Origin of the sequence: Microbacterium sp. W4I4 (assembly GCF_030816235.1) — a bacterium.
In the GTDB taxonomy this organism is placed as follows: Bacteria; Actinomycetota; Actinomycetes; order Actinomycetales; family Microbacteriaceae; genus Microbacterium.
The window spans coordinates 2,434,843-2,455,134 of record NZ_JAUSXT010000001.1 but is presented as its reverse complement, the minus strand read 5'-3'; the positions used below and the strand labels follow the sequence as shown (position 1 = coordinate 2,455,134).

The following is a 20,292-nucleotide window of genomic DNA, read 5'->3' as shown; positions in this document are numbered from 1 at the left end:
CCCGCTCGCCGCCTAGAATCGGGGGCGTCGACTGTGCCGATCCTTCGGCACGGCCGACCTGAACTATGACTGCGATCTCCCCCCGCGACGGCTCCCGCCCGCGCGCGTCCAGGCTGCTGAGCCGACTCGCCGCGGTGTTCGTCGTCGGCTCCCTCGCGCTGAGCGGCGCCCTCGTCGGCGCCCTGCCGGCCACGGCCGCCGATGACCCGGAGCCCGAGACCGCCGGCGTCGAGCTGATGGTGTCGACCGAGGCGTCCATCGATCCGGGCGGCCCGCTGGTGAGCACTGTGACGGTCGCGAACCACAGCGACGACGCGCTGAGTGCCGGCTCCGTGTCGCTGGAGGTGGACAGCACGCCGCTGCGCGACGGCGGGGCACTGGATGCCTGGCTCGACGACGGCGCCGCATCCGGCGACTTCCACTCGGTCGCGACCGGTCCGTCGCCCGCACTGTCCCGCGGAACGACCGGAACAGTCGACATGATCGCGGATGCCGTGAGCCTCGGCAGCCTGAAGCCCGGCGTCTACCCTGTGCGTGCGCGACTGACCGGTGCGTCCACCGACGACGCCGACACGACCGTCTGGAACCTCTCCGCCACCACAGTCCTTGTGGTGTCGGCCCCCGGGACACCCGTCGTCGGGGTGCTCATCCCCATCACCGCCACCCCCGCGGCAGGCGGGCTCCTGACCGCGGAGGAGCTGACGGCACTGACCGCTGCGGACGGTGACCTGACAGGTCAGCTCGACGCGGTCACCGGTACATCGGCGATCCTCGCGGTCGACCCGGCGATTCCGGCATCCATCCGGGTTCTGGGCGCGCGAGCCCCGCAGAGCGCCGTCGACTGGCTGCAACGTCTGCAGCGCCTGCCGAACGACGTGTTCACCCTGCAGTTCGGCGACGCCGATGCCGCCACGCAGGCCCACGCCGCACAGCCCGGCCTGCTCGGACCGCTCGATCTGACGCCGCTGCTGCAGCCCGACGACTTCCCGCCGAGCACCCCCGGTCCGACGCCCGAGCCGACCACCACGCCCTCCGCGGCGCCCGTCCTTCCCGACAACGCGGCACTGTCCGCCGTCTCGGGAGCGCAGACCCACATCGTGTGGCCGCGCCCCGACGTGGTCGACGAGGACCTCGACGCGTTCAACTCCTACCTGGGCGGGACGGCGACCACGATCCTGCCCTCCACCTCCGTCTCGAACGGGGCCGCAGCGCACAGCACAGTCGGCGAGCACAGCGGCAGTGGGCACGATGTGCTGGTGACTGATGCGGCGGCATCCGCTCGCCTGTCCGCGGCGGCGGAGCTGACCGACGCCCCCGCGATCGCCCGCGAGCTCGCCGGTGCGGCCGGACACCTCTTCTTCGCCGAGCAGAAGTCCCCGACGGTCCTGGTCGGCCTCGACCGCTCCGAGACGCGCTCCCCGGTCGCCGTGCGCGACCTGCTGAGCGCGTTCGCCTCCCCCACGGTGAGTCTGTCCTCGCTCAAGTCCACGCCCGCCACCCCCGCCAGGCTCACCAGCACCGCCGACACCACACGCGCTGCCGGCCTGAAGAGCATGCTCGCCGATGAGAAGCGACTGCAGGCGTTCTCGTCGATCCTCGATGTGCCCGCCGTGCTGCTGGCGCCCGAGCGCATCCGGATGCTGCGCACCATCGGCGTCGGCCCATCCTCCGACGAATTCGTCGCGAGCACGGCCGCCCGGGCCAAGAGCGTGCAGACCACGCTGCGTTCGGTCAGCATCCAGCAGCCCAAGCCCGTGCAGCTGATCACGTCGGCCGCTCCGCTGCCGGTCTGGGTGCGCAACGACCTGCCGTGGACCGTGCGCGTCGTGCTGCACAGCCAGCCCTCCGATCCCCGACTGGACATCGCGCCGACGACTCCGGTCGAGGTGATCGGCGCCAGCGTCGCCCGCGTCGACGTGCCGATCGAGGCGCGTGTGGCCAGCGGCGAGGTGCAGGTGGCCTTCCGTCTCACCAGTGCGAACGGCGTCGCCATCGGCCAGTCCACCTCAGCGGATGTCACGCTGCGCGCCGACTGGGAGGGCATCGGCATCGGCATCCTGGGTGCCGCGATCGGGCTGCTGTTCGTCTTCGGACTCATCCGCACGGTGCGCCGGAGGCGCCGGGACGCGGGGGATGCTGACGGGGATGCCGCTGTGACCGAACCCGCCCCGACCAAGGAGGACGAGTGACCAGTCTCGGCCGAGCCAGCGCCATCCTCGGCGCGGGGACCCTGATCTCACGCATCACCGGGCTCGTGCGCACGATCGTGCTCGTCGCGGCGATCGGCAGCTTCGGGCGCCCCGCCGACGCGTTCGCCGTCGCCAACCAGCTACCCAACAACGTCTTCACGATCATCCAGACCGGCATCCTGACCGCCGTCATCATCCCGCAGATCGTCAAGTCCGCCGTGCACAAGGACGGCGGCCGGGCCTACATTTCCAAGCTGTTCACGCTCGGCACCGTGGTGTTCCTCGGTGCGACCGTGCTGGCGATGCTGCTCGCACCCTGGCTGGTGATGCTCTATGCCGAGAAGTTCACCCCGGAGCAGCTGGCGCTGGGCACCGCGTTCGCGTACTGGTGCCTGCCGCAGATCTTCTTCTACGGCCTGTACGCACTGATCGGCGAGACCCTCAACGCCAAGCGCGTGTTCGGCCCGTACACGTGGACCCCGGTCGCGAACAACATCATCTCCATCCTCGGATTCCTCGTGTTCATCGCCCTGTTCGGTGGGAACCGCAACCAGGTCGGCACGTGGGACCCCTCGATGATCGCCGTCCTCGGCGGCACGGCCACCGCGGGCATCGCCCTGCAGGGTGCGCTGCTGCTGTTCGCCTGGAAGCGCACCGGGCTGAAGCTGCGCGCCGACTTCCGCTGGCGCGGTGTCGGACTCGGCCAGGTCGGCTCGCTGGCCGGATGGACCTTCCTGATGGTCATCGCCGGGCAGATCGCCGGACTCATCCAGACGCAGGTCGTGACAGCGGCGTCCGGTGATCACCCCTCGACAGCCCTGATGATGGCCGCCTGGCTGGTGTTCATGCTGCCGTACTCGATCTTCGCGATCTCGATCGGCACCCCCTACTTCACCCAGATCGCCGAGCACGCGGCCGCGCAGCGCGACGACGAGGTGCGCAGCGACGTCGCCCGATGCATGCGCTTCGTGCTGCTGTTCGTCGTCGGCTCCGGCGTCGCTCTGGCCGTGGCCGCTGTCCCCGCGACGCGCATCTTCACCGAGAGCCCCGAACAGGCCGTGCAGGCCGCCCCGGTACTGATCTGCTATCTCGTCGGGCTCGTGCCGCTGTCGCTGCTGTTCATCGTGCAGCGCACCTTCTACGCCTATGGAGACACCCGCACGCCGTTCCTCTTCACCCTCGTTCAGGTCGCGCTCATCATCGGGTTCTCGCTGCTCGCCGCCGCCCTCGCGCCGCTCGGTCAGCTCGCCGCCGCAGTGGCTCTCGGACAGTCCATCGCCGGCATCGTGCAGACCGTGATCGCCATCTGGATCCTGCGCAACCGGCTGGGGGGTCTCGAACTGCCTCGCACGCTCTTGTCGATGCTGCGCTTCACGATCGCCGCGATTCCCGCCGGGTTCGCCGGCTGGGGAGTGTTCGTGCTGATGGGCGCCGACGACGGGTGGACCGCGGGCCAGACCGGCTCGGTCTTCGTCGACAAGCTGCTCGGCGCGGTCGGCACCGGAGTCATCGGCCTCGTGGCCGTGATCGTCTACGCGCTCGTCCTCATCGTCATCCGGGCGCCCGAACTGGCCTCCCCCCGCGGTCTCGTCACGCGGTTCCTGCCCTCCCGCTGATCCCGGATGCCGAGCCGGGCTCCGCAACGCGGCTCAGATCCGGATGTCGAGCGCTCAGCCCGAGGGAATGTCCCCCGGTTACCATTGGTTTAAGCAGTCGTGGCGGGTTCATCGCATCCGATGTTCCGTCTGCCGGCAGAGGAGATTCAATGCGTCAGGTCATCATCATCGGTTCGGGTCCGGCCGGGTTCAGCGCCGCGATCTATGCGGCGCGCGCGAACCTGCAGCCGCTCATGGTCGCAAGCTCCGTCGAGGTCGGCGGCGAGCTGACCAAGACGACGGATGTCGAGAACTTCCCGGGCTTCCCCGAGGGCATCCAGGGCCCCGATCTGATGGTCAAGATGCAGGAGCAGGCGGAGAGGTTCGGCACCGAGGTGCTGTACGACGACGTCGTGGAGCTGGACGTGTCTGGCCCTGTCAAGAAGGTCGTGCTGGGCTCGGGCGCCGTGCACGAGGCATCCACCATCATCTACGCGACCGGATCCGCGTACCGCAAGCTCGGCATCGAGGGTGAGGAGCGACTGTCCGGCCACGGTGTCTCCTGGTGCGCGACCTGCGACGGCTTCTTCTTCCGCGAGAAGACGATCGCCGTGGTCGGCGGCGGCGACTCCGCCATGGAAGAGGCGACCTTTCTGACGCGCTTCGCGTCGAAGGTCTACGTCATCCACCGCAAGGACAGCCTGCGCGCCTCGAAGATCATGCAGGAGCGGGCGTTCGCGAACGAGAAGATCGAGTTCATCTGGAACAGCGAGGTCGAGGAGATCCTCGGCGAGTTCGAGACCACCGGCGTGCGCCTGCGCTCGACCGTCGACGGCTCGGCTCGCGATCTCGACCTGCAGGGCGTTTTCGTCGCCATCGGCAACGACCCCCGCACCCACCTCGTGCACGACAAGCTCGAGCTGACCCCGGCCGGCACCATCTGGGTCGACGGCCGCACCTCGCTGACCTCCGTTCCCGGCATCTTCGCCGCCGGCGACGTGATCGACCCCACCTACCGTCAGGCCGCCACGGCTGCCGGTTCCGGAGTCGTCGCAGCCCTCGACGTGGAGCACTTCCTTGCATCCCTCGAGGATGCCTCCGTCGAGGAGCCGGCCGCTGAGGCCGCAGAGGTCATCGTCGGCTGAGCCGGCGGGAACAGTTTCACCGCATCCGGTGTTCAACCGGATGACAACTGACAAGGAGAGTTTCATGACTGCCAAGGCAACCACCGAGGCGACCTGGGAGCAGGACGTGCTCCAGGCCGATGGCCCGGTTCTCGTCGACTTCTGGGCCGAGTGGTGCGGCCCGTGTCGCATGGTCTCGCCGGTCCTGGACGAGATCCAGTCGGAGAACCCCGACAAGATCACTATCCTCAAGCTGAACGTCGACGAGAATCCGAACCTCGCGATGCAGTACCAGATCACCTCGATCCCCGCGATGAAGGTGTTCCACGGCGGTGAGGTCAAGACGACGATCATCGGCGCCAAGCCGAAGTTCGCGCTCGAGAAGGACCTCGAGGCGTTCATCGGCTGACCGGCTGATCACGTGAAGAAGCCCGCCGCCCTTTCGGGGTGGCGGGCTTCTTGTATGTTCGGATCCGACAGCTACTTCTCGAAGGCGATGACGGATGCCAGGCCGCGCGCTGCGCGCGCACGGTCCATGATCTGCTGGATCACGAGGGTCTTTCCGTCGTTGTAGCTGCGACGATCGGTCGCGCTGACTGCGGCATCCGCCTTCGCCTGCTCATACAGGGCGGCATCCTCAGGGTGAGTGCGCAGCCAGTCGCGCAGGACCCTCTGATGGGCCAGCGGCCATTGCGACGGGGTGAAGAAATGGGCGATGCGCGTGCGTCGGCCGTCCGGAGCGAAGATCATCACCGGATGCGTGCGCACGCTGCTCCCGACGCACCACCCGGCCTCCTCCAGAAGAGGACGGTAGTCGTCGAAATCGCCGTCGGACCGGACTGCGATGTCGATGACCGGCTTCGCCGACATCCCCGGGACCGCGGTGGAACCGATGGGCTCGATCTCCCACGCCGCATTTCCTGCCGCGCGCAACGCTGCTCGGGCCTCTTCGAACAGCGACGGCCACTGCGGATCGTATGGTGCGAGCACCCTCGGCCGCCTCAGAACGCGTCAGCGATCGTCGGATCCCAGCGGCGGTGGCGCTGCTCGCCGAGCATGTGCCAGACGGTGCCGGTCAGCTCGGGATACTCCAAGGCGATCTGGCGCAGCACGCGGTAGTGGCGCGCGGCGTTGGGGCGCACACCGTCGTTCGCGGTGATGTTCTCAGCCCGGAGCAGGTACACGACGAGCTCATCGACGCTCGGCAGATCCTCCATGAAGTCCCAGGGATCCTCACCGGAGCGGAGTCGCTCCTGGATCAGGACGGCGAGTTCGTCCGTGGCCTCCGCGCGAAGCACTTCCAGACTGGCGCGACGGGGGACTGATTCGCTCATGATTCCAGCCTACGCAGGTGAGTGGGTATGGAGGTCATCTGTCCGCGCGCCCGCGGATCCCGCGTGTGTCAGCGGATGCCGATGAGATCACAGTGAACGTCGACCTGTCTTCGCGATGTTTCACGTGAAACGGTGCATGGGCGTCCGGTGGTCGAGTGAGCGGGCTCGACAGCTTCGACGCGCCCGCTCCCCCGACCTCCTTCAGCGCTTGCCGTACTCCTCTTCACCGAGATCGGCGAGGATTCGGTTGAGATCCTGAATCGATGCGAATTCTATCTTGACCTGGCCTTTACGTGCCCCCAGAGAGATCTGGACACGGGTGTTCAGCCGATCGCCGAGCTTCGCGCCCACCTCATCGAGGTAAGCGCGGCGGGCGCCGGCCTGGGGCTTCGAGGTGCTTCCCGAGGCGGCGGGCAGGGCCTTCGCTGCTGCCTCTGTCGCGCGGACGGAGAGATCTTCGTTGACGACCTTGTCCGCGAGGCGCTGCATCTTCTCGGGGTCGTCGACCGAGAGGATCGCACGAGCATGACCTGCCGACAGCACGCCTGCGGCGACGCGCTGCTGGACAGGCAACGGCAGACGCAGCAGGCGGATCGTGTTGCTGATCTGCGGGCGCGAACGGCCGATACGGGTGGCCAGCTCCTCCTGGGTGATGCCGAAGTCTTCGAGCAGCTGCTGGTACGCCGATGCCTCTTCGAGCGGGTTCAGCTCCGACCGGTGCAGGTTCTCGAGAAGGGCATCGCGCAGCAGGTTCTCGTCGGCGGTCTCGCGGACGATCGCGGGGATCTCGGTGAGACCTGCCTCGCGGGCGGCGCGGGTGCGCCGCTCCCCCATGATCAGCTCGTACTCGCCGGCTGCGTTCTTGCGCACGACGACCGGCTGCAGAACACCGAACTCGCGCACGCTGTGCACCAGTTCTGAGAGGTGATCCTCGTCGAAGTGGGTGCGCGGCTGACGGGGGTTCGGAACGATGCTGTTCGGGTCGACCTGGACGAGTCGGATGCCGGGGACCTCAGTGAGGGCAGCATCCGACGGCGTCTCGACGAAGGTCTCGGTCGACTCGACCGGCTTGACCTTCACTGCGCCGGGGAAGAAGACGTCGACAGGGCGTTCCGAGTGATCCGTCGTCGGGATGAGTGCACCGATCCCTCGACCGAGTCCCGTTCGCTTTGCCATCATTTCTCCTTCTTCTGTGCTGCGTGCGGGTCGCGCCGTGCGATCTCCACCGCTGCTTCACGATAGGCGACCGCACCGGCGGAGGATCCGTCGTACGCGATCACGGTCTGACCGAAGCTGGGCGCCTCGGAAACTCGCACGGAACGGGGGATGACAGCATCGAGAACCTGTTCCGGGAAGTGGGTGCGCACCTCATCAGCCACCTGCTGCGCGAGGCGCGTGCGCGCATCGAACATCGTGAGCAGGATCGTGGTGAGATCGAGCTCCGGGTTGAGGTGCTTCTGAATCATCTGGATGCTGCCGAGCAGCTGGCTCAGTCCCTCGAGCGCGTAGTACTCGCACTGGATCGGGATGAGCACCTCGGTCGCCGCAGTGAAGGCGTTGATGGTGAGCAGCCCCAGCGACGGCGGGCAGTCGATGATGACGATGTCTTTCGGGTGCTCTTCGAGGTAGGTGCTCAGGGCACGACGCAGCCGGAACTCGCGTGCAACCTGGGATACGAGCTCGATCTCAGCACCCGCGAGGTGGATGGTGCTGGGCGCACAGAAGAGATTCGGTGATTCGGGGCTCCCCTGCACGATGTCGGCGAAGGGGAGGTCGTCGATGAGGACCTCGTAGATGCTCGGAGTGTCGGCCGTGTGCGTGACATTGAGCGCCGTGGAGGCGTTGCCCTGCGGGTCGAGGTCGATTACCAGCACCTGTGCGCCGAGATCGGCGAGAGCGGATGCCAGGTTGACCGCGGTCGTGGTCTTGCCGACGCCACCCTTCTGGTTCGAGACCGTGAAGATGCGGGTGTCTCCGGAGAAGCTGACGCTCACATCGCGGAGTGCTTTGCGGCGACTGGAGAGGTCGGCGAGCTCCCGAGCAAGCGGGGTGTCCATCCCGAAATCGTGGTTCGGCGATGCTGTGTCGGATGGTTTCACGTGAAACATCGACTCCTTTCGGGACCGTCTACCACTCTAACCGACCCACACCGACGAACCCTCCGGTCATTGAGCGAGGAGCGCCAGCAACGAGGCGAAATGTCCTCTGGATGTGCACGTTTCGACTCGCTTCGCTCGCTCAACGACCGAAACTCCGCCACAGTGAGCGAGGACACGGATGCTGTGCATGGGGAATCTACGTTTCACATGAGACATCCCCCTCCCGGCCATTGAGCGAGGAGCGCAGCGACGAGACGAAATGCCCGACATCCCGGAGTGGGGACCACGTTTCGACTCGCTGCGCTCGCTCAACGACCGAAACTCCGCGGTCGTTGAGCGAGGAGCGCAGCGACGAGACGAAACGCGGATGCCACGCAAGGGGACTCCACGTTTCACGTGAAACATCGCTCTCCCGGTCATTGAGCGAGGAGCGCCAGCGACGAGACGAAATGCCCTCTGGCTGAGGATGTGCGCTTCGACTCCCTGCGCTCGCTCAACGACCGGGGGTCGGTGGATCAGCAATTGCCCGCAGTCTCCGCTCGCGGGAACTCCACCCCTTGATGGCATCGAAGCCTCCCTCGATGAACGCGAGCCTCTTGGCATGACTCCATCCCTGGATGCGCTTCTCCAATCCAAAGGCGTCATCTATGCGGGCAAACTCCGCGAACCAAACCAACTCCACCGGAAGTCGGCACGCCGTGTACGCGCTGCCCATCCCCTGCGCATGAGTCTCGAGGCGGTTGTACAAGTCGCGCGTGCTTCCCGCATAGAAGGTCCCATCGGAGCAACGGAGGAGGTACGCGTATCCGGTCATCTGGCGAGACTAGAGGGCTGGTACGACATCCGAGTTTGAGTTCCCGATGGTTGTGGATGTTTCACGTGAAACGGAACTCTGTGGAGGGGGAACTACTTGTCGAGATGATGCGTCTGGAGGATCGGGCGTTTCGACTCGCTATCGCTCGCTCAACGACCGGGGGGCGCGCAATGTTTCACGTGAAACGTCGATGCGACGACACAAAATGCGGCAACATCAGCAGCCATCCACGCCCTGGAGAACACGGGCGTCTCGACTCGCTGTCGCTCACTCAACGACCGGAGGTGGCGCCGTATGTTTCACGTGAAACGCTGGCGCTTCGACTCGCTGTGCTCGCTCACCGACCGGAGGCAGAATGCCGTGGACGTTTCACGTGAAACATCCACGGGTTCAACCGGTGACCATTGGGAGGTAACCGGTCGCGAGTCAGGCGCGCACGCGGGCGCGGAAGACCCGGGTGGTCTCGGTGAGGACACCCTCGCCGAGGGTGTCGACCGCCACATCCGTGACCTTGTGCTTCTTCAACGCCTTCTGCGCAGCATCGATCTCGGCATCTACGTTCTGACCCTTGAGGAAGATCAGCTCTCCCCCATCCTTGGCCAGAGGGGCAGTGATCGGAACCAGAGTGCGCAGCGCACTCACAGCACGGGCGGTGACGATGTCGAACTCCAGACCGACATCCTCTGCACGGGCACGCATCACGGTCACGTTGTCCAGGCCGAGAGCAGCGACCTGCTCGTTCAGCCAGATGACCCGACGCTCCATGGGCTCGACGAGCGTCCACTGCACATCCGGACGCGCGATCGCCAGCACCAGACCGGGCAGCCCGGCACCCGAACCGATATCAGCGACGGATCCCTGGAACAGAGGCGCGGCGATCACCGAGTTCAGAATGTGCCGGGTCCAGAGCCGAGGCAGCTCCAGCGGGCCGATGAGACCACGCAGCTCCCCCTCAGCAACCAGAGCAGCCGCAAACTGACGTGCGAGGACTATGCGGTCACCGAAGAGGGATGCCGCGACAGCGGGCTCTACCTCAACGACGGGCTGCGAATCAGTCATGTAAGTTCCTGGTCGGGTTGCATTTCGTCTCGCTCCGCTCGCTCAATGACCGGGGGCGATGCAGGTGCGGGGCATTTCGTCTCGCTCCGCTCGCTCAATGACCGGGGCGGTCCACGTGCGGGGCATTTCGACTCGCTTCGCTCGCTCAATGACCGGGGTGGGGCCGCACCGTTTCACGTGAAACATCCACCGAACGAGCTCAGCCGCGGGTGATCACCGTATGACGATCCGCACCCTCGCCGTACGACTCGGAGACAAGGCCCCGCTCCGCGGCGATGTCGTGCACCAGCTTGCGCTCGTAGCTCGACATCGCGGGCAGCGATGCCTGGCCGGCGCCGTCATCCAGGCGAGCCGCGGCGGCATTCACCAGCGACTCGAGCTGCCGGCGACGCGTGTCGCGCGATCCGCCGATGTCGAGGATCATCCGGGAGAACGACCCCGTGCTGCTCTGCACAGCCAGGCGTGTGAGCTCCTGCAGGGCCTGAACGGTATCCGGGGCCGACAGCAGCGCCAGCGCGTCACCCTCGGCCTCGACCGAGACGTACGCACGCCCCTGTCGGACATCGAGATTCAGGTCGCCGTCGATGTCGGCGATGTCGAGAAGACCCTCGAGGAAGTCCGCGGCGATGTCGCCCTCGCGCTCGAGCTCCTCCACCGTCGACTCCGCCGACGTCTTCAGTTCTTCAGCGGTCATCAGTTGGACCCCTTCTTCTTCGCACGCTTCTTGCCCAGGGGCTGCTCGCGCTTGGGGGCCTCGGCCTTCGCGCGCTCTGCCTCATCCAGCAGGCGCTGCTGCTCCGCCTCGTACACGGCCATCGGAACGACCTTGCCGTCAGCGGCGATCGCCTTGCCCTTGCGAGCCAGACGCTCTTCGCGAGCACGAGCCGCCTCGGACCCGGGCGTCGGCATCTCACGGATGACCATGAACTGCTGTCCCATGGTCCACAGGTTCGAGACGAACCAGTAGACGACGACGCCGAGGGGGAAGAAGACGCCCGAGAAGATGAAGCCCAGGGGCAGGACGTAGAGCATGATCTTCTGCATCTGGTACGCCTGGCCGGTCTTGGCCTCGGGCGACAGGTTCTTCGAGATGATCTGCAGCTGCGTGTAGAACTGCGAGCCGATCATGAGCACGACGAGGATCACCAGCAGCACGATGGCCGGGGTGTTCCCTGCCGACCACGCGTCTCCGAGCGTCTCATGCAGGGACACGGTGCCGAAGAGCTTCGCGTCGTAGAACTCCTTGGTGAGCTCGGGCGTCAGCATCCCGACGCCTCCGCCGCCTGCCTTCGCGTGCGTTCCCACATCACGCAGCACACTGAACAGCGCGAAGAAGATGGGCATCTGCACGAGCAGCGGCAGACAGCTCGACATCGGCGTGGTGCCGTGCTTCTTGTACAGCGCCATGGTCTCGCGACTCATGGCCTCGCGGGAGAGCTGGTCTCGCTTGCCCTTGTACTTCTCCTGAACCTTCTTCAGCTCAGGAGCGATCTCCATCATCTTGCGCTGGCTCTTGATCTGCTTCACGAACAGCGGGAAGACAGCTGCACGGACGACGATCACCAGCCCGATGATCGACAGGACCCAGGTGACTCCGGATGCCGCGGACAGACCGACGACGGTGAACAGCCAGTGCCACGCGACGAGGATGAGCTCGACCGCCCACTTGAGTGGCCACAGCACGATGCCGAGCAGGTCGAATCCCCCACCCGAGTCAGCGGGGGGCGTGCTTGCGAGCAGAAGGTCAAGACCCACTGTTCAGTCCTTTCGAGCGGGTACGACGAATCCGTGCGGAGTCAGTTCGTATCGGAAGTGAGCGTGCGGACGGACGTCGTCGACGCCGCCTTTGCTCCACGGGTTGCAGCGCAGGATGCGCCACGTGGAGAGAACTGCTCCCCACACGGCACCGTGCTGCTGAACCGCACCTACAGCGTATGCGGAACAAGACGGGTAATACCTGCAAACGTCCCCGTACAGCGGCGAGATGACAGACCTGTACGCCACCAGGAAGGCGAGAACCGCGTTGCGCGGCAGGATCAGGATGCTGCGCAGCAGGTCGGATGCGTGGAACCGCGCTGTTCCGAATGCATAGGACGGCAGCGCGCTCATGCTCGCGCCGTTCCGGCCACGAGCCGGTTCAGACAGCGCACGACATCCGCGCGCAACTCGGTGAAGTCGGCGCCGGCGGATGCGGGAAGGGCACGGATGACGATGTCCGTGCCCTCGGGAACCGTGTCCAGGAACTCCGCACAGATCGCCTTCAGACGGCGACGAACGGTGTTGCGAACCACGGCGGTTCCAACCTGCTTGCTGATGATGAACCCGAATCGCGCGCCACGCAACTCGGATGCAGGCAGCACCGAGGTGATCAGCCGCGACCCACCGCATCGCGCGCCGCGGCGAACCACCTGGCGGTAGTCGACACCGCGGGTCAGACGATTCGGCCGGGCGAGCAAAGCGGATCCGGGCTGTGGCTCAAGCCGAGAGCTCGGTGCGGCCCTTCGTGCGGCGTGCCGAAAGGATGGCGCGGCCGGCACGGGTGCGCATGCGAGCACGGAAGCCGTGCTTCTTGGCGCGGCGACGGTTGTTGGGCTGGAAAGTGCGCTTGGTCATGGAATCACTCCGGAAATGATGGTGTCACCGGGGTTCATCATCCGGAGACAGGGGGTACTGCCCAAATAGGCATAAGTCAACCGATTAAGGGTACGACCTGCCGCCGCGCAGGGCAAATCCGCCGACGGATGCTCTTTCGCTGCCTGCCGGTTGCGCACATCCATTATCCACACCTGTGGACTTCTCAACGGATCACGACACACCCGCGTGTTTCCGGGGACGGCTTGCTGTTCCGGCGAGCGGTGACTACCGTGGCAGACGACGTTATCCACAGGGGGAGACCACGCTTCAGGCGACCTTTCCACAACCTCGCCCGGAGCACCATGACCACTGCAGCCCACCCCGATGTGCCGATCTGGTCGACGCTGCTCGAACGTCTCTCCCAGGATGAGCGCGTCTCGCCTCAGCTGCACGGGTTCCTCAGCCTGGTGGTGCCGGCGGGGGTCATGGCCGGAGTGCTGTACCTCGATGTGCCCAACGACCTGACCGCCGCGCAGATCAACAAGCGTCTGCGTCTTCCGTTGATGGAGGCGCTCACGGCGATCGGTGACGAGGTCGCGTCCTACCGCACGGTGGTGAACCACGAGCTCGCAGATCAGCCGACCGCGCCGATCTCGGTCCCCGACTTCGCGACGCCGGAGCCTGTCCGTCTGGAATCAGCCGTCGAGGCTCCCACGCAGCTGCGACACGAATCGCGTCTGAACCCGAAGTACACCTTCGACAACTTCGTGATCGGTCAGTCCAACCGCTTCGCCCATGCCGCAGCGGTAGCCGTGGCCGAGGCACCCGCGAAGGCCTACAACCCGCTGTTCATCTACGGCGATTCGGGTCTGGGCAAGACTCACCTGCTGCACGCCATCGGCGACTACGCGCAGTCCCTGTATTCGGGGGTGAAGGTGCGCTACGTCTCCAGCGAGGAGTTCACGAACGACTTCATCAACTCGATCGCGAACAACCGCGGAGCCGCTTTCCAGAGCAGGTACCGCGAGGTCGACATCCTGATGATCGATGACATCCAGTTCCTGCAGGGCCGCGCCGAGACGCAGGAGGCGTTCTTCCACACGTTCAACCAGCTCCACGATCACAACAAGCAGGTCGTGATCACCAGTGATGTCGCGCCGAAGCTGCTCACCGGATTCGAGGATCGGATGCGCAGCCGCTTCGAGTGGGGTCTGATCACCGACGTGCAGGCTCCCGACCTCGAGACCCGCATCGCGATCCTGCGCAAGAAGGCGCAGAGCGATTCCCTGCACATCCCCGATGAGGTGCTGGAGTACATCGCGACGGTCGTCTCCTCCAACATCCGCGAACTCGAGGGCGCTCTCATCCGGGTGTCCGCCTTCGCGAGCCTGAACCGTTCGGCGCTGGACACCTCGCTCGCACAGTCCGTGCTGCGCGACATCATCGACACCGCCGATGACAACGTCATCTCGCCGACGGACATCATCACCGCGACCGCTGCGTACTTCAAGCTCACGGTCGACGATCTGTACGGCTCCAGCCGCTCGCAGCAGATCGCGGGCGCACGACAGATCGCGATGTACCTGTGCCGGGAGCGCACGAGCCTGTCGCTGCCGAAGATCGGCCAGTTGTTCGGCAACCGCGATCACACGACCGTGATGTACGCGTGCAAGAAGATCAGCGAGCTCATGAAGGAGCGCCGCTCGATCTACAACCAGGTCACCGAGATCACCACGCAGATCAGCCGGCGCTGACGCCCCCGACACGCCTGCGCTCCCGCGGAATCGGTGCGGTTGTCCGCAGGGGTTGTGGATAACTTGTGGAAACCCGGACGATCGGATGCCGTCCGGCAGCCTCCCCTGTGGATAACGGTCACTCGCAGTTCTGACTCGGATGCACCCGAAACCCGCGGATTCCTCAGGGCGTCCACATGTGACACGGATGTAGTTTCCTACTCTTCGTTGATATCCACGGAGTTATCCACAGAATCCACAGTTGTTAACACCGTTAAGAGATCTCTCTCAGTAATGGGCGATCCGATGACCAGACGGATGTGGACGGAACCCGGATCCTCGCCGGATCCGGGTAGCGGGGGCTTCGCCCGGTACGACTAGCATGGGATGGCCTGCAGCAGGTCCGCTGCGTGAATGACAACGAGGGAGCGCCCGTGAGGTTCCAGGTCAACCGCGATGTGTTCAGCGAGGCTGTGTCCTTCGTCGTGAAGCTGCTGCCACAGCGCAATCCTCAGCCGATCCTCGCCGGTGTGCTCATCGAGGCATCCGACGGCGGTCTCACCCTCTCGGCCTTCGACTACGAGGCATCCGCCCGCACGACGATCGAGGCGACCGTCGATGAGCCGGGCACGATCCTCGTGCATGGCCGACTGCTCTCCGACATCGCGAGCCGGCTTCCGAACGCACCCATCGAGGTCGTCGTCGAGGAGGATGGCGGCATCGCCGTCACCTGCGGGTCCGCACGGTTCACGCTGGCCGCCATGCCGGTGGAGGAATACCCTTCGATTCCCGAGGTGACCGGCTCGACGGGCGTCGTTCCCGCCGAGGACTTCGGCACCGCGATCGCGCAGGTGGCCTTCGCGGCATCCCGCGATGATGTGACCCCCGTCCTCACGGGTGTGCAGCTCGAGGTGTCGGGCACGAACCTGAGCCTGGTCGCGACCGACCGTTACCGCGTCTCGCTGCGCGACGTTCCCTGGGATGGCGAGGGCACCGACCAGACCGCGCTGGTCCCGGCTCGCACTCTGACCGAGGTCGGCAAGACCTTCGCGCACGCCGGCAACATCGAGATCGCGTTCTCGGGAGCGGGTGACCGCGAGATCATCGCGTTCACCGCTGGCAACAAGACCGTGACCTCTCTCCTGATCAAGGGCAATTTCCCGCCCGTGCGCCGACTGTTCCCCGAGCAGACGGACCACTACGCGGTCGTGAACACCGGTGACCTGATCGAGGCCGTCCGTCGTGTGGCTCTGGTGCTGGATCGCTCCGCGCCGCTGCGCTTCACGTTCGGCGCCGACGGCGTGACGATGGATGCCTCGGGCAGCGAGCAGGCCCGCGCATCCGAGTCGGTCGACGCGCACCTGAACGGCGGCGACGAGGTGACCCTCGGCCTGAACCCGCAGTACCTGCTCGAGGCACTCGGCGCGGTCAAGAGCGAGTTCACCCGCGTGACGTTCACCTCGAGCGACAACGCCAACAAGCTCAGCCCGGTTCTCGTGACCAGCCAGACCTCTGTCGACCAGGCTGGTCTCGACTCGTTCAAGTACCTGCTGCAGCCGAACCTGCTGCTGCGCTGACGCCCTCTCTCCCCCCTCTTCCGATCAGGTGCTGAGGGTTGGGGATCTTCCCGGAGCGAGCATCGGGGAGGGACCCGCGCCCTTCGTCTCGCTACGCTCGCTCAGGAACCGGAGGGGTACCCGCTCTGCGAGCGCAGGGAAGGTCCCCAACCCGAACCCCACAGTGAACAAGCCGACGTCTGACCCCGAAGGTAGGCTGAAGCCGTGATCGTGGAGCACCTGAACCTGGTTGACTTCCGCAATTACGCGACCGCGGATCTGACCCTGCATCGGGGTCCGAACGTGCTGGTCGGCAGCAACGGTCAGGGCAAGACGAATCTCGCCGAGGCTGTCGTCTTCCTCGCGACGCTCGGTTCGCACCGGGTCTCGTCCGATGCACCGATGGTGCGCGACGGCCAGGAGTTCGCCGTCATCCGGGCCCGTCTGCAGCACGGCAGCCGGGCGGTCCTCGTCGAGGTGCAGGTGAATCGGCAGGGTGCGAACCGTGCGCGGATCAACGGCTCCCCGTCCAAGACAAATGAGCTCCCCCGCTACGCGCATGTCGTGCTGTTCGCTCCTGAGGATCTGCAGATCGTCCGCGGTGACCCGTCCTCGCGCAGAAGATTCGCGGATCAGCTGCTGATTCAGCGGATTCCGCGGATGGCGGGTGTGATCGCAGACTACGAGCGTGTGCTGCGCCAGCGCACGGCGCTGCTGAAATCCGCGCGGGCTCGCGGCGTTCGCGGTGAGGGCCTGTCGACTCTGGACGTCTGGGATGACAAGCTCGTCTCGCTGGGGTCGGAGATCATCCACGCCCGGATCCGGTTGGCGACCGACCTGCAGGGTCCGCTGTCGGAGGCGTATACGGCGATCGCCGGTGCAGATCATCGTCCGCAGCTCGAGTGGGCGCTGTCGGTTCGGGGTGGGGATCCCGAGGAATCGCAGGAGCCGGATGCCGAGACCGACGTCCGCGGTGAGATCGAGGATCTCTTCCGCGCGGCGCTGCAGGACAAGCGCGCCAAGGAGATCGAGCGCGGGTTGACGCTCGTCGGACCGCACCGCGACGATCTCGTGCTGCGGGTGCGCGACCTGCCGGTGAAGGGCTACGCCTCACACGGCGAATCGTGGTCCGTGGCGCTCGCCCTGCGCCTGGCATCCGCTGCCCTGCTGCGAGACGAGTCCCCGGCCGGTGACCCGGTGCTGATCCTCGATGACGTGTTCGCCGAACTGGATGCCGAGCGTCGGCAGCGCCTGGCGGCGCTGACCGCAGGCTACGAGCAGGTGATCGTCACGGCCGCGGTCGAAGCCGACATCCCGGAGCAGCTGCACCGTCACGTGGTGCGGATCAGCGCCGGCACGATCAGCGATGAGCGCCCTTCGACCGGTTCAGGGACCCAGGATGCCGATGACTGACCCGCAGCAGCCCGCGGCCCGCCCCGCGGCGACCGGCCCGCAGCCGCCGGAGACCGTCGCGACGTACCTGCGTCTGCGCGGGCTGAAGCCGAGCTCGAAGAACTGGAAGCGTCGCAAGCGCATCCAGGTCGACGATGACAACGCGCCGTTCTCGAAGGGTCGCGACCCCGGCATGCTCGGCGATGTGCTCGCCAAGCTCACCAAGGACTCCGGGTGGGAGAAGACCCTCGCCGCCGAGGACCTGGTGCGCCAGTGGGCCGAGCTGGCCGGATCCGACACCGCGAAGCACTCCGAACCCGTCTCGCTGGAGCGCGGTGTGCTCACGGTGAAGTGCGACTCCACGGCGTGGGCGAAGAATCTGCAGTTCATGCGCGCGGTGATCATGACCGAGATCGGCAACCGTTATCCGGATGCCGGCGTCGTCAACATCCGCTTTATCGGTCCCGATGTGCCGTCCTGGAAATGGGGTCCGCGGGTCGTGCCGGGAAGAGGCCCACGGGATACCTACGGGTAGGACATCACGAACCACCCCTCAGACGCTCAGAATCGCGTACACGGCGTTTGAGGCGCATGTACCCCTCGGAAACCCGCTAGAATGAGAGGGTACTTTCGATGTGGAGAATCATTTCTGATGACACCTGAAACCCCTGCTGACGACAACGACGCGACGACGAGCTCAGCGACCCGAGGGGGTGCAGGAACCGAGTCCTCCTCCTCTGAATCCCGGAAGGTCCCCGGCGACTACGGTGCCGACGACATCCAGATCCTCGAGGGTCTCGAGGCCGTCCGCAAGCGCCCGGGCATGTACATCGGCTCCACGGGTCCGCGCGGTCTGCACCACCTGGTGTACGAGATCGTCGACAACTCGGTCGACGAGGCCCTCGCCGGCTACGCCGACAACATCGAGGTGACGATCCTCGAAGACGGCGGAGTCCGCGTGGACGACAACGGCCGCGGCATCCCGGTCGATCCGCACTCCTCCGACCCGACCAAGTCCACCGTCGAGGTGGTGCTGACGATCCTGCACGCCGGCGGCAAGTTCGGCGGCGGCGGCTACGCGGTCTCCGGTGGCCTGCACGGCGTGGGCTCGTCGGTCGTGAACGCGCTCTCCACGCGGTTCGACGTCGAGATCAAGCGTCAGGGCCACATCTGGCGGCACAGCTTCGCGAACGGCGGAGTCCCGCAGCAGGGACTCGTGCAGGTCGGCGAGACCGAGGGCACCGGGACACTCATCACGTTCTGGCCGGACCCGGAGATCTTCACTGAGGGCGTCGAGTTCGACTACGAGACGCTGCGCACCCGCTTCCAGCAGATGGCGTTCCTGAACAAGGGACTGCGCATCGCGCTGCGAGACGAGCGTCCGGCATCCGCTTACGAGATCGACAACGTCGACGGCACGAGCACCGCGAAGCAGCCCTCCGACGTGTTCCTCTACGAGCGCGGTCTGGTCGACTACGTCGAGTACCTCAACAAGGTCCGCAAGGCCGAGGTCGTCAACGAGGAGATCATCGACTTCGACAGCGAGGACAAGGAGCGCAAGATCTCGCTCGAGGTCGCGATGCAGTGGACCACCTCGTACACCGAGAACGTGTTCACCTACGCCAACACGATCAACACGCACGAGGGAGGCACGCACGAAGAGGGCTTCCGTGCGGCGCTGACCAGCCTGGTGAACCGCTACGCCCGCGCGAACAACCTGCTCAAGGAGAAGGACGAGAACCTTTCCGGCGACGACGTGCGCGAGGGCCTCACCGCCGTCATCTCGATCAAGCTCGGCGAGCCCCAGTTCGAGGGCCAGACGAAGACCAAGCTGGGCAACACCGAGGCGAAGGCGTTCGTGCAGAAGATCGTCAACGATCAGCTCGGCGACTGGTTCGACCGCAACCCGCAGCAGGCGAAGAACATCATCCGCAAGTCGATCGATGCCGCCACCGCCCGCCTCGCCGCCCGCAAGGCGCGCGAGACCGCTCGGCGCAAGAGCGTGTTCGAGTCTGCGGCGATGCCGGACAAGCTGAAGGACTGCACGAGCAAGGACCCGTCGATCAGCGAGATCTTCCTCGTGGAGGGTGATTCGGCCGGCGGTTCGGCGGTGCAGGGTCGCGACCCGCACACCCAGGCGATCCTGGCGCTGCGCGGCAAGATCCTCAACGTCGAGCGCGCTCGTCTGGACAAGGCGCTCGGCAACCGTGAGGTGCAGGCGATGATCCAGGCCTTCGGCACGGGCATCGGCGAGGACTTCGACATCGAGAAGGCCCGGTACCACAAGATCGTGCTGATGGCGGATGCCGATGTCGACGGCCAGCACATCACGACGCTGCTGCTGACGCTGCTGTTCCGCTACATGCGCGGCCTGATCGAGGCGGGCTTCGTGTACCTCGCGATGCCGCCGCTGTACCGGCTGAAGTGGACCAACGCCCCGCATCAGTACGTCTACACCGACCTTGAACGCGATGCGCTGATGAAGGACGGCATCGCGAACGGCAAGCGTCTGCCGAAGGATGCCGGCATCCAGCGCTACAAGGGTCTCGGCGAGATGAACCCGAAGGAGCTGTGGGAGACCACGATGGATCACACCACGCGCACCCTTCGCCAGATCACCATCGACGATGCTGCGGCCGCAGACGAGATCTTCAGCGTGCTGATGGGTGAGGACGTCGAGTCCCGACGCACCTTCATCCAGCGCAACGCCAAGGACGTCCGCTTCCTCGACATCTGACCCTTTACACACCCACCGCTGATCTCGGCGGTGACACAACTTCAGAACATGAGGGACTGAGGATGCCGCGTGAGCGAGCATCGGGA

20 protein-coding genes are annotated in these 20,292 nt (G+C 65.8%); 9 read left to right on the top strand and 11 right to left on the bottom strand.

What is annotated here, in order from left to right; genetic code table 11:
* Positions 1–65: 65 nt before the first annotated feature.
* The 4 genes from QF046_RS11570 to trxA all read left to right on the top strand — a co-directional run bounded on the left by QF046_RS11570 (position 66) and on the right by trxA (position 5,317).
* Positions 66–2,189 (top strand): DUF6049 family protein, encoded by a 2,124-nt coding sequence (locus QF046_RS11570; protein WP_307369883.1) that lies wholly within the window; start codon positions 66–68, stop codon positions 2,187–2,189.
* Positions 2,186–3,805 carry a murein biosynthesis integral membrane protein MurJ gene (gene murJ / locus QF046_RS11565; RefSeq protein WP_307369881.1) on the top strand — a complete coding sequence of 540 codons (1,620 nt, stop codon included), beginning with the start codon at positions 2,186–2,188 and terminating at the stop codon, positions 3,803–3,805. Before QF046_RS11570 ends, murJ begins: the two co-directional genes overlap by 4 nt.
* Positions 3,806–3,954: 149 nt before the next feature.
* A complete protein-coding gene (gene trxB, locus QF046_RS11560; protein ID WP_307369879.1) occupies positions 3,955–4,929 on the top strand; it encodes a thioredoxin-disulfide reductase in 975 nt (324 codons plus the stop codon).
* Between the two features lie 64 nt (positions 4,930–4,993).
* Positions 4,994–5,317, top strand: coding sequence for a thioredoxin (trxA, locus tag QF046_RS11555; protein WP_307369877.1), 324 nt, complete (start codon positions 4,994–4,996; stop codon positions 5,315–5,317).
* Positions 5,318–5,388: 71 nt separating this feature from the next.
* Here the strand turns inward: trxA and QF046_RS11550 are convergent, their stop codons facing one another.
* From QF046_RS11550 to rpmH, 11 genes are all read right to left on the bottom strand, one after another.
* Positions 5,389–5,898, bottom strand: coding sequence for a GrpB family protein (locus QF046_RS11550; protein ID WP_307369875.1), 510 nt, complete (start codon positions 5,896–5,898; stop codon positions 5,389–5,391).
* 11 nt (positions 5,899–5,909) lie between these two features.
* On the bottom strand, positions 5,910–6,242 hold the full coding sequence (locus tag QF046_RS11545; protein WP_307369873.1) for a tryptophan synthase subunit alpha: 333 nt from the start codon (positions 6,240–6,242) through the stop codon (positions 5,910–5,912).
* A 201-nt stretch (positions 6,243–6,443) separates the two neighbouring features.
* Positions 6,444–7,418 (bottom strand): ParB/RepB/Spo0J family partition protein, encoded by a 975-nt coding sequence (locus QF046_RS11540; RefSeq protein ID WP_307369870.1) that lies wholly within the window; start codon positions 7,416–7,418, stop codon positions 6,444–6,446.
* Positions 7,418–8,299, bottom strand: coding sequence for a ParA family protein (locus QF046_RS11535; protein ID WP_307369868.1), 882 nt, complete (start codon positions 8,297–8,299; stop codon positions 7,418–7,420). The genes QF046_RS11540 and QF046_RS11535 overlap by 1 nt, the downstream gene beginning before the upstream one ends.
* Before the next feature lie 535 nt (positions 8,300–8,834).
* Positions 8,835–9,155, bottom strand: coding sequence for a GIY-YIG nuclease family protein (locus tag QF046_RS11530; protein WP_307369866.1), 321 nt, complete (start codon positions 9,153–9,155; stop codon positions 8,835–8,837).
* Between the two features lie 426 nt (positions 9,156–9,581).
* Entirely contained in the window at positions 9,582–10,214 is a 633-nt protein-coding gene (gene rsmG / locus QF046_RS11525) for a 16S rRNA (guanine(527)-N(7))-methyltransferase RsmG (protein WP_307369864.1), read from the bottom strand.
* 199 nt (positions 10,215–10,413) lie between these two features.
* Entirely contained in the window at positions 10,414–10,908 is a 495-nt protein-coding gene (locus QF046_RS11520; protein WP_307369862.1) for a R3H domain-containing nucleic acid-binding protein, read from the bottom strand.
* On the bottom strand, positions 10,908–11,969 hold the full coding sequence (gene yidC / locus QF046_RS11515) for a membrane protein insertase YidC (RefSeq protein ID WP_307369859.1): 1,062 nt from the start codon (positions 11,967–11,969) through the stop codon (positions 10,908–10,910). Before yidC ends, QF046_RS11520 begins: the two co-directional genes overlap by 1 nt.
* 3 nt (positions 11,970–11,972) lie before the next feature.
* Complete coding sequence (gene yidD / locus QF046_RS11510; RefSeq protein ID WP_307369857.1) at positions 11,973–12,323, bottom strand: membrane protein insertion efficiency factor YidD; 351 nt, start codon at positions 12,321–12,323, stop codon at positions 11,973–11,975.
* The gene (rnpA, locus tag QF046_RS11505) at positions 12,320–12,751 is read right to left on the bottom strand and encodes a ribonuclease P protein component (protein WP_307369855.1); all 432 of its coding nucleotides are present in this window, start codon (positions 12,749–12,751) and stop codon (positions 12,320–12,322) included. Before rnpA ends, yidD begins: the two co-directional genes overlap by 4 nt.
* Positions 12,690–12,827, bottom strand: a complete 138-nt coding sequence (gene rpmH, locus QF046_RS11500) for a 50S ribosomal protein L34 (protein WP_241927151.1) — start codon at positions 12,825–12,827, stop codon at positions 12,690–12,692. Before rpmH ends, rnpA begins: the two co-directional genes overlap by 62 nt.
* A gap of 323 nt (positions 12,828–13,150) precedes the next feature.
* On the opposite strand from rpmH, the gene dnaA reads away from it, so the two are divergent.
* The 5 genes from dnaA to gyrB all read left to right on the top strand — a co-directional run bounded on the left by dnaA (position 13,151) and on the right by gyrB (position 20,206).
* Positions 13,151–14,542, top strand: a complete 1,392-nt coding sequence (gene dnaA / locus QF046_RS11495) for a chromosomal replication initiator protein DnaA (RefSeq protein WP_307369852.1) — start codon at positions 13,151–13,153, stop codon at positions 14,540–14,542.
* Between the two features lie 413 nt (positions 14,543–14,955).
* Positions 14,956–16,098, top strand: a complete 1,143-nt coding sequence (gene dnaN, locus QF046_RS11490) for a DNA polymerase III subunit beta (RefSeq protein ID WP_307369850.1) — start codon at positions 14,956–14,958, stop codon at positions 16,096–16,098.
* 204 nt (positions 16,099–16,302) lie between these two features.
* Positions 16,303–17,490, top strand: a complete 1,188-nt coding sequence (gene recF, locus QF046_RS11485) for a DNA replication/repair protein RecF (protein ID WP_307369847.1) — start codon at positions 16,303–16,305, stop codon at positions 17,488–17,490.
* Complete coding sequence (locus QF046_RS11480; RefSeq protein ID WP_373425710.1) at positions 17,477–18,004, top strand: DUF721 domain-containing protein; 528 nt, start codon at positions 17,477–17,479, stop codon at positions 18,002–18,004. Before recF ends, QF046_RS11480 begins: the two co-directional genes overlap by 14 nt.
* A 117-nt stretch (positions 18,005–18,121) precedes the next feature.
* Positions 18,122–20,206 (top strand): DNA topoisomerase (ATP-hydrolyzing) subunit B, encoded by a 2,085-nt coding sequence (gene gyrB / locus QF046_RS11475; protein WP_307369841.1) that lies wholly within the window; start codon positions 18,122–18,124, stop codon positions 20,204–20,206.
* Positions 20,207–20,292 lie beyond the last annotated feature (86 nt).

Excerpts from the sequence above, each read along its gene's own strand:
- QF046_RS11570 (WP_307369883.1), top strand. The coding sequence starts at position 66 with ATGACTGCGATCTCCCCCCGCGACGGCTCCCGCCCGCGCGCGTCCAGG.
- trxB (WP_307369879.1), top strand. The coding sequence starts at position 3,955 with ATGCGTCAGGTCATCATCATCGGTTCGGGTCCGGCCGGGTTCAGCGCC.
- trxA (WP_307369877.1), top strand. The coding sequence starts at position 4,994 with ATGACTGCCAAGGCAACCACCGAGGCGACCTGGGAGCAGGACGTGCTC.
- QF046_RS11545 (WP_307369873.1), bottom strand. The coding sequence starts at position 6,242 with ATGAGCGAATCAGTCCCCCGTCGCGCCAGTCTGGAAGTGCTTCGCGCG.
- QF046_RS11540 (WP_307369870.1), bottom strand. The coding sequence starts at position 7,418 with ATGGCAAAGCGAACGGGACTCGGTCGAGGGATCGGTGCACTCATCCCG.
- QF046_RS11535 (WP_307369868.1), bottom strand. The coding sequence starts at position 8,299 with ATGGACACCCCGCTTGCTCGGGAGCTCGCCGACCTCTCCAGTCGCCGC.
- QF046_RS11530 (WP_307369866.1), bottom strand. The coding sequence starts at position 9,155 with ATGACCGGATACGCGTACCTCCTCCGTTGCTCCGATGGGACCTTCTAT.
- rsmG (WP_307369864.1), bottom strand. The coding sequence starts at position 10,214 with ATGACTGATTCGCAGCCCGTCGTTGAGGTAGAGCCCGCTGTCGCGGCA.
- QF046_RS11520 (WP_307369862.1), bottom strand. The coding sequence starts at position 10,908 with ATGACCGCTGAAGAACTGAAGACGTCGGCGGAGTCGACGGTGGAGGAG.
- yidD (WP_307369857.1), bottom strand. The coding sequence starts at position 12,323 with ATGAGCGCGCTGCCGTCCTATGCATTCGGAACAGCGCGGTTCCACGCA.
- rpmH (WP_241927151.1), bottom strand. The coding sequence starts at position 12,827 with ATGACCAAGCGCACTTTCCAGCCCAACAACCGTCGCCGCGCCAAGAAG.
- dnaA (WP_307369852.1), top strand. The coding sequence starts at position 13,151 with ATGACCACTGCAGCCCACCCCGATGTGCCGATCTGGTCGACGCTGCTC.
- QF046_RS11480 (WP_373425710.1), top strand. The coding sequence starts at position 17,477 with ATGCCGATGACTGACCCGCAGCAGCCCGCGGCCCGCCCCGCGGCGACC.
- gyrB (WP_307369841.1), top strand. The coding sequence starts at position 18,122 with ATGACACCTGAAACCCCTGCTGACGACAACGACGCGACGACGAGCTCA.